Annotated in this window: 13 protein-coding genes; 8 read left to right on the top strand and 5 right to left on the bottom strand. The window is 67.4% G+C overall.

What is annotated here, in order from left to right:
• Positions 1–423: 423 nt before the first annotated feature.
• Positions 424–870, bottom strand: a complete 447-nt coding sequence (locus OXC99_05705) for a GatB/YqeY domain-containing protein (protein ID MCY4624475.1) — start codon at positions 868–870, stop codon at positions 424–426.
• 7 nt (positions 871–877) lie between these two features.
• Entirely contained in the window at positions 878–1042 is a 165-nt protein-coding gene (gene rpsU / locus OXC99_05700) for a 30S ribosomal protein S21 (GenBank protein ID MCY4624474.1), read from the bottom strand.
• 129 nt (positions 1043–1171) lie between these two features.
• Here rpsU and OXC99_05695 point away from each other — a divergent pair, with 129 nt between their 5' ends.
• The 6 genes from OXC99_05695 to OXC99_05670 all read left to right on the top strand — a co-directional run bounded on the left by OXC99_05695 (position 1172) and on the right by OXC99_05670 (position 8661).
• The gene (locus OXC99_05695; protein MCY4624473.1) at positions 1172–3178 is read left to right on the top strand and encodes a Maf family nucleotide pyrophosphatase; all 2007 of its coding nucleotides are present in this window, start codon (positions 1172–1174) and stop codon (positions 3176–3178) included.
• Positions 3175–3441: a hypothetical protein gene (locus OXC99_05690; protein MCY4624472.1), complete on the top strand. Its 267-nt coding sequence runs from the start codon at positions 3175–3177 to the stop codon at positions 3439–3441. Before OXC99_05695 ends, OXC99_05690 begins: the two co-directional genes overlap by 4 nt.
• Positions 3442–3443: 2 nt before the next feature.
• Entirely contained in the window at positions 3444–4196 is a 753-nt protein-coding gene (gene tatC / locus OXC99_05685) for a twin-arginine translocase subunit TatC (protein ID MCY4624471.1), read from the top strand.
• Between the two features lie 61 nt (positions 4197–4257).
• Positions 4258–5646, top strand: coding sequence for a dihydrolipoyl dehydrogenase (gene lpdA, locus OXC99_05680; GenBank protein ID MCY4624470.1), 1389 nt, complete (start codon positions 4258–4260; stop codon positions 5644–5646).
• Positions 5647–5773: 127 nt separating this feature from the next.
• Positions 5774–6991 (top strand): dihydrolipoamide acetyltransferase family protein, encoded by a 1218-nt coding sequence (locus OXC99_05675; GenBank protein ID MCY4624469.1) that lies wholly within the window; start codon positions 5774–5776, stop codon positions 6989–6991.
• Between the two features lie 47 nt (positions 6992–7038).
• Positions 7039–8661: a thiamine pyrophosphate-binding protein gene (locus tag OXC99_05670; GenBank protein ID MCY4624468.1), complete on the top strand. Its 1623-nt coding sequence runs from the start codon at positions 7039–7041 to the stop codon at positions 8659–8661.
• 58 nt (positions 8662–8719) lie between these two features.
• On the opposite strand, the gene OXC99_05665 is transcribed toward OXC99_05670, so the two are convergent.
• The 3 genes from OXC99_05665 to OXC99_05655 form a co-directional block, all read right to left on the bottom strand.
• Positions 8720–9493 (bottom strand): enoyl-ACP reductase, encoded by a 774-nt coding sequence (locus OXC99_05665; GenBank protein ID MCY4624467.1) that lies wholly within the window; start codon positions 9491–9493, stop codon positions 8720–8722.
• A gap of 129 nt (positions 9494–9622) precedes the next feature.
• Positions 9623–10207, bottom strand: a complete 585-nt coding sequence (locus OXC99_05660) for a hypothetical protein (protein ID MCY4624466.1) — start codon at positions 10205–10207, stop codon at positions 9623–9625.
• A gap of 81 nt (positions 10208–10288) precedes the next feature.
• Entirely contained in the window at positions 10289–11221 is a 933-nt protein-coding gene (locus OXC99_05655) for a cysteine synthase family protein (protein MCY4624465.1), read from the bottom strand.
• Between the two features lie 147 nt (positions 11222–11368).
• On the opposite strand from OXC99_05655, the gene OXC99_05650 reads away from it, so the two are divergent.
• A complete protein-coding gene (locus OXC99_05650; GenBank protein MCY4624464.1) occupies positions 11369–11737 on the top strand; it encodes a VOC family protein in 369 nt (122 codons plus the stop codon).
• 316 nt (positions 11738–12053) lie between these two features.
• A complete protein-coding gene (locus OXC99_05645) occupies positions 12054–12416 on the top strand; it encodes a VOC family protein (protein MCY4624463.1) in 363 nt (120 codons plus the stop codon).
• Positions 12417–12478 lie beyond the last annotated feature (62 nt).

The following is a 12478-nucleotide window of genomic DNA, read 5'->3' as shown; positions in this document are numbered from 1 at the left end:
GGTGTTTGGGCCTCGGCCCCACCCAGCCCCTCTGGATTCCTGCCTTCGCAGGAATGACGGGAGGGGGCGAGCGGGCGACCACGAGGGTCGCCACTACGGTACCACAGGCCTCTGGATACCGGCATTCGCCGGTATGAGGGATGGGGGCGGGGGTTCACCTCCATCCCAACCTTCCACCATCATGAGGGAAGAGGGACCCGCCGCCACCGCCCTTCTGGATACCGGCATTCGCCGGTATGAGGGGATGGGGGCGGGGGTTCACCTCCATCCCAACCTTCCACCATCATGAGGGAAGAGGGACCCGCCGCCACCGCCCTTCTGGATACCGGTATTCGCCGGTATGAGGGGATGGGGGCGGAGTACAAAAGACCCCAACCGTTCATGTGGTTGGGGCCGGTTCCCTCAGATTGCTCGCCTCCACTGCTAGGCTTGGAGCAACTCCGTGACTGTTGCGTTTACGAGGCCGCCGTCGGCCTTGCCCTTGAGCTCCGACATGAGGCGGCCCATCACCTTGCCCTTGTCGCCGGGGCCGGACGCTCCGAGCTGCTCGATGACTGCGCGGGCGACCGCCTCGACCTCTTCACGCTCCATCATCTGGGGGAGATAGTGCTCCAGCACGGCCAACTCCGACGACTCCTGCGCCATGCGGTCCTCGCGGCCGGCGGCGCGGTAGGCCTCGATGGAGTCGCGGCGCTGGCGTGCCTGCTGCTGGAGGGCGGTGAGGGCTTCGGCGTCGTCGAGCGGGGCGCCCTTGGCCTTCTCGGCGTAAGCGATGGCGTTGCGCGCCATGCGAACGACGTCGCGGCGCAGAGTATCGCCGGAGCGCATGGCCTCCCGCAGGTCCTCAGACAGTCGGTCCTGGAGCGTCATGGCGGGGCTACGAGTTCTTGCGGCTCTTGCGGCGCTTGGCGGCTTCCTTCTTCTTCCGCGTCACACTGGGGGGCTCAAAGTGGGCCCGCCGGCGCGCCTCGGACAGGACGCCGTCCTGCTGAACGCGCTTGTTGAAGCGGCGGAGCATGCTCTCGAAGGTCTCGCCTTCCATCTGGTGGACTTCAGACAATGGTTGCCTCACTTCGTTTGCTTGAACACCGCATTGTAGGCGGATTTCGTAGGGGGTGTCAAGCTGTGCGCCTTGGCAGGGGTAGGGGCAGCACCTATAGTAGAAATTACCATGACTGAAGCAACGCCACGCGCCGCGCACGCGGGCCCCGCGCCCGGTGACCGCATCGAGATCACCCTCGGCGAGCTGACTCCCACCGGCGAATGCACGGCCGTGTGGGACGGCGAGCCAGCGACGGTGTTCGGCGGCATTCCGGCCGAGCGCGTCGTGGCCGAGGCGGTGCGAATACGTCGCGACCACGTCGCGGCGCGGGTGGTGGAGGTGCTGGAGGCATCGCCGCACCGAGTCGAGTCGGACTGCGCGTACTTCTGGCCGTGCACGGGGTGCCAATGGCGGCATATCTCGTACGAGCAGCAGCTTGAGATCAAGCGCGAGCGTGTGGAGGCGACACTGCGTGGGGCGCCGGGGCTCGCGGACATCGACGTGCTGCCGACGATGCCGAGCCGGTCGACGTCCGGGTACCGGAACCATGCCCGGTTCACCATCGGGCCGGGCGGGACGCTGGGTTACGTCAACCACACCACGCGGCGGTTCCTGCGCGTCGACCGGTGCGACCTGATGCACCCGTGGATCAACGAGGCGCTGGGCAAGCTGCAGGAACGGTGCGCGGAGACGACGCAGCTCTCGGTGCGCTACGGCGTGAACACGGGTGAGTACCTGGTGCAGCCGCGACTGGTGGGTCAGGGCATCGAACTGGAGAGCGGACAGAAGCACTACACGGAGGCGATGCACGGGCAGCGGTTCCGCGTGGCGTCGCCGTCGTTCTTCCAAGTGAACACGCCGACGGCGGAGGCGATGGTGGAGTTCGTCGGAGAGCAGCTCCGGCTGCGGCCAACGGACATGCTCATCGACGCGTACGCGGGCGTAGGGGTGTTTGCGCGGCTGCTGGCTGACCGATGCCGGCGGGTCATCGCCATCGAGGAGTCGTCCGCCGCGGTGAAGGACGCGCGGGTGAACGCGGAGGACTCGCCGACCGTGGAGTTCCGGCTGGGGAAGACGGAGGACGTGCTGGGGACGCTGGCGGAGGCGCCGGACGCGCTCATCCTCGACCCGCCGCGGGCCGGGTGCGACCGGCGGGCGCTGGACGCTGTCGTGCGGCTGGGGCCGCGCCGGGGTGCGTATGTCTCGTGCGAGCCGGACGCGCTGGCGCGGGACCTGGCCGTGCTGGTGGAGGGCGGGTATCGCGTCGAGATGGTGCAGCCGGTGGACCTGTTCCCGCACACGCACCACATCGAGGCGATTGCAGTGCTTTCACGGGAGGGCGATAGGTCGGCGGGCACCGGCCAATCCGTTCGAGAGACCCTTCGAGAACCTCAGGGTGAACGGATTGGCCTACGTGGGAGCGGTGAGGCCACATCGCTGACGCTGGCATCGGCGTCACCGCGGCGGCGGGAGCTGCTGCAACTGCTGGGACTGGACTACGACGTGGCGGTGTCCGGGGTGGACGAAACGCCGGGGGAGGGTGAGGACACGCCGGAGCGGATTGCGGAATCGCTGGCGCTGCGGAAGGCGCAGGCCGTCGCGGCGGAGCGAACGTCAGGGCTGGCACTGGGTGCGGACACGGTCGTGGCGCTGGACGGCGTCGTGTACGGCAAGCCGGCGGACGCGGCCCAGGCGGCGGCGACGCTGCGGGCGCTGCGGGGGAGGACGCACACCGTCATCACGGGCGTGGCCATCGTGGACGCGGCGACGGGCGAGAGCACGACGGCGTTCGATGCGACTCGGGTCACGATGCGGGAGTACTCGGACGAGGAGATGGCAGCGTACATCGCCTCCGGCAACCCGATGGACAAGGCGGGGGCGTACGCGGCGCAGGACGCGGCTTTCCACCCTGCTGCAGCCATCGATGGGTGTTGGACGAACGTCATCGGGCTGCCGCTGTGCCGGGTGCGCTCGATACTGCTGGATTGCGGCGTCGAGACGGCGCAGGGCGGGGAATGGGGTGCGCCCGGCGCATGCTCGGGGTGCGCGTCCATTCCGGAGCGGGGGTGGCCGCTGCCCGGCTCCCTTCAACAGACTCGGGGAAATTCGGGCGGCGACAAGGAGCCGGGGCCATGAACGTGATGGGCGTCGGGCCGATGGAGCTGTTCGTGGTGCTGCTGGTCGCGTTTCTGGTGCTGGGGCCTGAGCGCATGATGACCTCGGCGCGGGACGTGGCGAAGGTGGTGGCCGACCTGCGGCAGACGTTCGCGAGCATCCCTCGGACGCTGGACGACCTGCTCGAGGAGCCGGAGGCGGGCGGCAAGGACGAGGGCGACGAGAGTCCGGGCGTCGCGCGGCCGCGACGACGGCGCTCAACCGACGCCGGTGACGGGGCGTAGCCGTGGCCGCCGAACCCCGACCGCTGCGGAAACACCTGGAGGAGCTGCGCTGGCGGCTGTTTGTGGTGGTGATGGCGGTCATCGTCGGCGCGGTGGTCAGCGTCGTGTTCTTCGAGCCGCTTGTGCAGGCACTGCTGCGCCCGGGCGAGGGGTATCTCTCGGACACGGGCGGGCCGATCTACACGGAGGTCACGGAGCTGCTGGGCGTGACCGTGAAGGTGGCGCTGCTGGGCGGGCTGGTCATCGCGCTGCCGGTGCTCACGTACCAAGTCGTGGCATTCGTGTCGCCGGGGCTTACGAGGCGGGAGAAGACGTACCTGATTTCGATGACGCCGGCGGCGCTGCTGTGCTTCGCGGCGGGGGCGGCGTTCGCGTACTTCGTGCTCATCCCGCCGATGCTGAAGTTCCTGCTGACCTACGGCGCGGACGTTGCAGTGCCGATGATCCGCATCAGCAACTACGTCAACCTGCTCATCACACTGGTATTCTGGATGGGGGTGGTCTTTGAGACGCCGCTCATCATGTTCACCGCGGCAAAGGCGGGCATCGTCAGTCCGGACGCAATGGCGCGGGCCCGGCGGCTCATCATCGTGGTGGCGTTCCTGCTGGGCGCGATGATCACGCCCACGTTCGACCCGCTGAACCAGACGCTGGTCGCGCTGCCTTTCCTCGTGCTCTACGAGGTCGGCCTGCGGCTGGCGCGGTTCGCGCGGCCAAAGGCGCGGCGCGAGGAAGCGGCGGAGGGCTCGGCGTAGCGCCCCCCATCCCAACCTTCCCCCAGAGGGAGAAGGAGCTTTGGCAGACATGGAGGACGGGATGGCCACATACGACGTTGTCATCATCGGCGCGGGGCCCGGCGGCTACGTGGCGGCGCTGCGTGCGGCACAGCTGGGCATGAAGGTTGCCGTGGTGGAGCGCGACAGCGTCGGCGGGACGTGCCTCAACTGGGGGTGCATTCCGAGCAAGGCGCTCATCCGCAACGCCGAGGTGGTCAGCCTCTTCAAGAATGCGAACTTCTGGGGGGTCAACATCGAGGGGATGCAGGTGGACTTCGGCGCGGCCGTCGACCGGAGCCGCGGGGTGGTGGACCGGATGACAAGGGGCGTCAACTACCTCTTCCGCAAGAACGGGGTTGACGTGGTCAACGGGCATGCGCGCCTGCGGGACGCGCACACGGTGGCAGTCGAGGGCTCGGAGGAGCTGCTGGAGGCATCGACCATCATCATCGCGACTGGGGCGCGGCCACGGTCGCTGCCGGGGCTGGACGTCGACGGCGAACTGGTGATGACGAGCCGTGAGGCGCTGGAGGCGAGGGCCATGCCCGCTTCGGCGGTCTTCGTCGGCGGCGGGGCGATCGGGTGCGAGCTGGCATTCGTGTACAACGCCTATGGCGTCGACACCACCATCATCGAGGCGCTGCCGCGGCTGCTGCCGCTGGAGGACGCGGAGGTGAGCGCGGAGGTGGAGCGGGTCTTCAAGAGGCAGGGCATCAATTGCAGGCCCGGCACGCACCTGGTGAGCCACCGTCGCGAGAGCGACAAGGCCGTCCTGACGGTGTTCACAGTCGACGACGAGGGCGAGGAAGAGGTGCTCACGGACCGCGTTGTGGTGGCGGTGGGCATTCAGGGCAACGTTGAGGGGCTGGGGCTGGAGGAAGCGGGCATCTCGACGGAGCGGGGGCTCATTACCGTCGACGAGCACCTGCAGACGACGGCCGAGGGCGTCTACGCCGTGGGGGACGTCAACGGGAAGCTGGCGCTGGCACACGTGGCGTCGGCGCAGGGCGTGTACGTCGTGGAGCGGCTGGCGGGGCTGAACCCGACACCGCTGGACCATGGCTTGATGCCGCGGGCCGTGTACTGCCAGCCGCAGGTGGCGAGCTTCGGGATGACGGAGGAGGCGGCGCGGGACGCGGGGCTGGCTGTACGCGTGGGGAAATTCCCGTTCCGGCCCAACGGCAAGGCGCTGGGGGCAGCAGACTACGAGGGTTTTGCAAAGGTGGTCGTGGAAGAGGGCTCGGAGCGCATCTTGGGCGCGCACCTTGTCGGGCCGGAAGTAACGGAGCTGCTGGGCGAGCTCTCGATGACTCGACTGCTGGAAGGGACGGCGCGGGAGCTCGGGGAGATGGTGCACGCACACCCGAGTCTCTCGGAGGTGGTCAAGGAGGCGGCGCTGGCGGCGGTCGGCGAGGCGCTGCACGGGTAGGGGGCTCCCCCACCCTAACCCTCCCCCGAGGGGGAGGGAACATTGTCGCCTCCAGGGTTCGGGCGGCAACGCTGTGGTAGAATCGTGGCGCCCATAAGCAAGTTGACTTCCCCACAAGGAGCGCGAAGTGGCCATCACCGTCCTCATGCCCCGCATGGGCTATGACACGCAAGAGGCCATTGTCGTCAAGTGGCTGAAGGCCGAGGGCGAACACGTGAACCTCGGCGATGACATTGCCGAGATCGAGACGGACAAGGCGATTGTGCCGATGCCGTCCGGGGCGACCGGCACGCTCCTCAAGCAGGTTGCCGCGGAGGGCGACACCGTTCCAGTCGGGCAACTGCTCGCAATCATCGGACAGCCGGGCGAGGACGTCTCGGAGGCGCTGGCAAGTGCGGCGGCAACAGCGCAGGCGGCACCGGCGCAACCGGAACGGGCAACGGCGCCTGCGCCTTCCACACCCACCGCTCCCTCGGCGGCGCCGGCCGGCGTGCGGGCCTCGCCGATTGCGCGGAAGCTGGCGGCGGAGCGCGGCATCGACCTGGCGCACGTGACGGGCTCGGGGCCGGGCGGGCGGATCACGGAGGCCGATGTCGCAGCGTATGCCGAGCAACTGCTGTCGGAGGCGACGGAGCCAACGACGGCCGCCGAGACAGTGCCCCTGAGCCGGATGCGGTTGGCGATTGCGCGGCTAACGTCGCACAGCAAGAGCGAGATCCCGCACTTCTACATGGCCATCGAGGTGTCGGCTGACCCGGCGCTGGCCCTGCGAAGCGAGGTCAACCCCAAGCTGCAATCGCAGAACGTGCGCCTCAGCGTCAACGACATGGTGGTCAAAGCGTGCGCGTTGGCGCTGCAGAAGTACCCCACGCTGAACGCGAGCTTTGCGGGCGACTCGCTGCTGTTCCACCCCTCAATCAACATCGGCGTTGTGGTGGACATGGACCAAGAGGGGATCATGGTCCCGGCGCTGCTGGAGTGCCAGGACAAGAGCATCATCGAGCTGTCAACGGCGGGCCGCGATCTGGTGCGGCGCGCAAAAGAGAACGCGCTGCGGCCGGAGGAGCTGACGAGCGCGACGTTCGCCATCAGCAACCTCGGCAGCCTGGGCGTGCACACCTTCCAAGCGGTGGTGCACCCACCCAACGCTGCGATCCTCGCGGTGGGGGCCATCCGTAAGGAGCCCGTCGTGCGGGGCGACGAGATTGTCGTGGGGCAGATGATGAACCTCACCATCTCAGTCGACCACCGGGTGGAGGACGGCGTCACCGCGGCCCGGTTCCTCGGTGAGCTGAAGCGGCTGCTGGAGCGGCCGTCGGAACTGCTGCCCGAGGAGCTGCGGTAATTGGAACAAGCACCATTTCGAACCACTGGAGGTGATCTGTGGCCCGCATGAGCGGAGGCAAAGCAGTCATCGATTCCCTGATGGCGCAGGGCGTGGACACGGCCTTCGGCATCATTTCCGTGCACATGATGTCCGTGTATGACGCGCTGTACGACCTTCAGGACAAGTTCCGCTTCATCAGCGCCCGGCACGAGCAGGCTGCGGCGTACGAGGCGGACGGCTATGCGCGGGCTACGGGGAAGCCGGGGGTATGCTTCACGAGCACGGGCCCCGGCGCGGCGAACACGCTGGGTGCGCTGGGCGAGGCGTGGTCGGCGTCGTCGCCGGTGCTGCAGGTCACGAGCAACGTCGATCTGGCGCTGGTGGACAAGGGGCTCGGCTTCCTGCACGAGCCGTTCAAGCAGCAGCAGATGTTCGAGTCGGTGACGCGGTGGCAGGCGATGCCGCGGACGCACCAGGAGATCTCGCAGACGATGCTGGACGCGTTCAACCGCTTCCAAACGGAGCGGCCGGGGCCCATCGAGATCGAGGTGCCCACGGACATCCTCCACTCCGATGCGGACGTGGAGGTGCTGGGGCGGCAGGAGCAGGCCAAGAGCGCGGGCGACCCGGCGGCGGTCGAGAAGGCCGCGCAGACGCTGGCAGGGTGCAAGCGCATCGTCATCTGGGCGGGCGGCGGCGTCATCTCGGCGGAGGCGACGGCGCAGCTCAGGGCGCTCGCCGAGCGGCTGGGGGCGGTGGTGGTGACGACGTACGGCGGCAAGGGCGCGTTTCCGGCGGACCACCCGCTGTACGCGGGCGTGACGTGGGGAGGGCGCGGACCGTACGGACCCAACCCGATCCAGAAGGCGCTGCCGGAAGCCGACGCCGTGGTCATCGTGGGCAGCCGGATGCCGTACCACATGACGAAGATGGTGGGCATAAAGCTGCCGGAGACCATCGTGCAGATCGACATTGACGCGACCGAGCTGGGGAAGAACTACCCGGTGACGGCGGGCGTGCAGGGCGATGCGGCGCTCGTGCTGCAGCAGTTCACGGCGGCGCTGCCAGACTCGGCGGGCGGCGACAGCAGCGAGGAGGCCGCCGAGCTGCGGCGGCAGGTGCGCGAGGCGTTCGGGGCAAGCGAGCCGAACCAGCAGCGGACGCTCGACGCCGTGCGGCGGGTCATACCGCGCGACGCCATCGTCGTGGCAGACGCGACGCTGCCGGCATACTCGGCGGTGCAGGCGTTCCCGGTGTACGAGCCGCGCACGTACATGGGGCCGCACGGGTGGGCGGACATCGGCTTCGGGTTCCCGGCGTCGCTGGGCGCGGCCGTCGGGCGGCCGGACGTGCCGGTGGTGCTGTTCAGCGGCGACGGCGGGTTCCAGCTCAACCTGCAGGAGCTTGGCACGGCGGCGCAGTACGACATCCCTCTGACGGCCATCGTGTGGAACAACAACTCGTGGGGCGTGCTCAGGGGTCAGCAGCGAACGCTCTTCAGCGAGCGTTACATGGCGTCCGACCTGGTGAACCCCGACTTCGTGCGGCTGGCCGAGTCCTACGGGCTTGCGGCGACGCGGGTGGACACGCTGGCCGAGCTGGAGACGACGCTGGACGGAGCGATCAAGTCGCGGGGCTTCCACCTGATCGAGGTGTCGATGCCGAACGACTTCGCGGGGTTCCGGTAGCGGGGGCGTTGGCATACTCGGTACGCCCTTCGACTTCCCTCAGGGCGAACGGACTCGGCTAGATGCCCATGATGCTGTAGCCAGCATCTACGTGAATAACCTCGCCGGTGACGCCGGAGGAGAGGTTGCTGCACAGGTAGAGGGCCGTGCCGCCGACGTCTTCGTGCGTTATGTTGCGCCCCATGGAAGCGCGCTCGGCGTGGATGCGCTTCATGTCGCGGTAGCCGGAGATGACCCTCGACGAGAGTGTGTCCAGCGGCCCCGCTGAGATGGCGTTCACGCGGATTCCCGCGGGGCCGTACTCGGCTGCGAGCTGCCTCACTGAATTCTCCAATGCCGCCTTGGCGACGCCCATCACGTTGTAGCCCGGAAAGACCTTCTCGGCTGCCAGGAACGTCATCGCGACCACCGTGGCGCCTTCCGTCATCAGCGGGGCCGCGTGGCGGACCATGGGGATGATGGAGTAGGCGCTGACGTCCAGCGCCAGACGAAAGCCCTCGCGGTCAGTCTTGGAGAAGTCTCCGCCAAGGTCGTCGCGGTTGGCGAAGGCGATGCTGTGGACGAGGATGGACAGCGAACCCATCGACTCGCCGACCTGCTTGTAGAGGTTGACGACGTCCTCGTCGACCGACATGTCGCACTGGAAGAGCGGGGCGTCGCCGATCTCGGCGGCGAGGGCCTGGACGGGCTCGCGGAGGCGCTCGTTCTGGTAGGCAAGGGCGACGGTGGCGCCGGCGCCGTGGAGCGCCTGGGCAATCGCCCATGCGATGCTCCGCTGGTTGGCGACGCCGAATACGAGGGCGTTCTTCCCGCTGAGGTCGACGGTGTACATGCAGCCTCCAAGGGGCAGGATTTCCGGGCTTGCGCGGGAAAAGGATAGCATACGCAGGCTCCCCCATCCCAACCCCGTATCGAGTACGGGGCAGGCTCTTCCTCCGCTCGCAGGGGAAGAGGCTAAGGATCACAGAACGCCGGAGATGACGATGTCCGCGCGCTCCTCGACGCGCATGTGGTCGATGTACCAGTCGAAGCCGATGGCCCAGCGCTCGACCCAGACGGGATTGTCGGGACGCGTGGCGAGCCGGGCTGTGCGCTCAGTGGGGGGCGTGTCCACGTAGACGGTGAGGTCGTAGACGTCCATGAGCTCAGGGCGCATGGCGTAGAGGCCGTTTATCAGCACGATCCCCTCAGGCGTGACGCTTACCCAGTCGCCCTTCTGCTCCGCTATCCAATCGTAGAGCTGGTAGCTGCCCGTCTCGCCCCGGCGGAGGGGGCGGAGGACTTGCTCGTCGAGCGCTCGCCAGTCTACGTGCTGCTCGTAGCACTCCTCCGGCGAGAGGCCGTCGGGCGGGTCTACGCCAACGTCGCTGTAGAAGAACTCGATGTCAACGACCTGGCTGCCAGGCAGCAACTTCTGCAGATTCAGGGTGAGGGTGGACTTGCCGGAGCCGCTTGGGCCGTCGAAGGCGACCATGGTCAGCGGGGCGCGCTCCGCGAGCACGTTGATGAGGTCAACAAGCTCGGCCAAGCTCATGCTGATTGCCACCGGGTGCTCCGTTCTCACTTTTGTGCTTTAGACCATACCGTTCCCCTTTCGATTTCCCACAGGGCGAACGGTATGGCGCGGCTACCACCACGCAACGTCGTCGGGGGCACCCTGGGGGCGCTCGGGCGCGGGCATCCACGGGAAGGCGTTGAGGTACTTCCAGCCATGGTCGGCGAAGACCATGACGACGTTGCCGGACTCCACGTCGGCTGCGACGCGGCGAGCCGCATGGAAGACCGCGCCGGAGGAGATGCCCGCGAAGATGCCCTCAACCTCCACCAAGCGGCGGACGGCCTCGAAGGCGGAGGCGCTGTCGACCATGAAGCGGCGGTCGAGGAGGGACATGTCGAGCAGGGGCGGAATGTAGCCCTCCTCCAGACTGCGGAGGCCCTGCAGCCGCTCGCCGAAGTGGGGCTCGACGCCGACTACGACGGTCGCGGGGTTGCGCTCCTTCAGGCGGCGGCCCGCGCCGGTGACCGTGCCGCCGGTGCCGATGCCGGCCACGAAGGCGTCGACCTGCGGCAGCGCGGAGAGGATCTCCGGACCCGTGCCCTCATAGTGGGCCTGGAGGTTCGTTGGGCTGGCGAACTGCTGCGCGAACCACCAGCCGTTCTCCTGCGCCAAACGCTGCGCCTCCTCGATGGGGCCGAGCATGCCGGAGCGGGGCTCGACCCAGAGGATCTCGACGCCGAACAGCTCCAGCAGCTCCGGGATGCCGGGGGCGACCTGGGGCGGGACGATGGCGCACATTGTGTAGCCGCGGTGCTTGGCGCAGGCGGCGAGGGCGAGGGCCATGTTGCCGGTGCTGGCCTCAACGATGGTCTGTCCCGGCGAGAGGGCGCCGCTCTCCTCGGCGGCCTGGATGATGCGCAGGGCCACGCGATCCTTGACGCTGCCGCTGGGGTTGTTGCCCTCCAGCTTGGCGAAGAGGCGCACGCCGGGCCTGGGGCTGGAGTGTGCCAGCTCCACCAGGGGCGTTCCGCCCACGGTCGAGAAGTAGTCGAGTCCGCTCATGCTGGCCTCTGTTGGAGGATTGCCGGTCTACCCGGCAATGGTAGCCTGCTGAACAGCCGCGCGTCACGCCCTCGCGCGCGCTTGACACCCCAAATCTGCAGGCATACCTTTACTCGAAACGGCAACAGCACAGGCAGGAGGGAAGCAATGGCCATTTCTCTCAACCACACCATCGTCCCGGCGCACGACAAGGAGGCGTCGGCAAAGCACATCGCGCACATCCTCGGCCTGAAGTATGAGGGCGCCATGGGGCACTTCGCTCCGGTGCGCGTGGACGAGCGATTCACGCTGGACTTCGACAACCGGGAGAACTTCGAGTCGCACCATTACGCGTTCCAGGTGACCGAGGAGGAGTTTGACGACATCTTCGGGCGCATCCAGGCGGAGGGCGTCGTGTACGGCAGCCTGCCGGGGTCGCAGGGCGACATGCAGATCAACCACCGCCGCGGCGGCCGAGGGCTCTACTGGAAGGACGCCAACGGCCACAGCTGGGAGATTCTGACTGTACCCAACTAGCTCGGCACATCTCGAAAAGGCCTACGGCTACTGAGGTCCATTCTCAAACAGCCCTCTTGCGAAGATTCGCCCCGCGGGTTTGCGGGTAGTGTTTCAGTTTGAAGTAACGGAGCCTCGTTTCCGGGAATTACAGCGAATGTTGCTCCGGCCAAGCCGCCGTGCTCGTGGACATAGCAGGATCCCTTAACGCAATTCTCGCCCGCCAGGGTGTCGGACAGCCTCTTGTGGATTGCGGGCGCGCAGGGCCTGTTCGTGGACTCCCTCCGGTCGAGGGCAAAACGGCCGCCAACAACTCCTTCGCAGGGAAAGGTGCAGCATGGAAAGTGTTCAGGGATTCGGCGGGTTCTTCTTTCGGGCAAAGGACCCGGAAGGGCTCGCGAAATGGTATCAGGACCACCTTGGCATCAATCCTGCTCCGATGAACATGGAGATGGAGCCCTGGGTGACCGAGTCCGGGGTCACGGTCTTCTCGCCCTTCGATGCCGGCACGGACTATTTCGCAGCCGACAAGAGTTTCATGCTGAACTTCCGAGTAGCTGACCTGGACGGGATGGTCGCACAACTGAAGGCTGCGGATATCGAGGTCAGTCACGAGAGCGAGATGGAGGGGATAGGCCGCTTCGCCCGCATTCACGACCCCGAAGGAAACGCGATCGAGCTCTGGGAACCAACGTCGTAAGATTCGACATTTCAGGTATAGGCGCAAGAAGGCTGCGAACTGTCTTGACATACTTCCGTTAT

The organism is Chloroflexota bacterium, assembly GCA_026713825.1.
Taxonomy (GTDB): Bacteria; Chloroflexota; Dehalococcoidia; order Lucifugimonadales; family UBA1127; genus UBA1127.
The sequence above is the reverse complement of the archived record's forward strand: the minus strand, read 5'-3'. Positions and strand labels throughout refer to the sequence as shown.

Bases quoted from the DNA above. Each gene is read 5' to 3' on its own strand.
- OXC99_05705 (MCY4624475.1), bottom strand. From the start codon at position 870: ATGACGCTCCAGGACCGACTGTCTGAGGACCTGCGGGAGGCCATGCGC.
- rpsU (MCY4624474.1), bottom strand. From the start codon at position 1,042: ATGGAAGGCGAGACCTTCGAGAGCATGCTCCGCCGCTTCAACAAGCGC.
- OXC99_05695 (MCY4624473.1), top strand. From the start codon at position 1,172: ATGACTGAAGCAACGCCACGCGCCGCGCACGCGGGCCCCGCGCCCGGT.
- OXC99_05690 (MCY4624472.1), top strand. From the start codon at position 3,175: ATGAACGTGATGGGCGTCGGGCCGATGGAGCTGTTCGTGGTGCTGCTG.
- lpdA (MCY4624470.1), top strand. From the start codon at position 4,258: ATGGCCACATACGACGTTGTCATCATCGGCGCGGGGCCCGGCGGCTAC.
- OXC99_05670 (MCY4624468.1), top strand. From the start codon at position 7,039: ATGAGCGGAGGCAAAGCAGTCATCGATTCCCTGATGGCGCAGGGCGTG.
- OXC99_05665 (MCY4624467.1), bottom strand. From the start codon at position 9,493: ATGTACACCGTCGACCTCAGCGGGAAGAACGCCCTCGTATTCGGCGTC.
- OXC99_05655 (MCY4624465.1), bottom strand. From the start codon at position 11,221: ATGAGCGGACTCGACTACTTCTCGACCGTGGGCGGAACGCCCCTGGTG.
- OXC99_05650 (MCY4624464.1), top strand. From the start codon at position 11,369: ATGGCCATTTCTCTCAACCACACCATCGTCCCGGCGCACGACAAGGAG.
- OXC99_05645 (MCY4624463.1), top strand. From the start codon at position 12,054: ATGGAAAGTGTTCAGGGATTCGGCGGGTTCTTCTTTCGGGCAAAGGAC.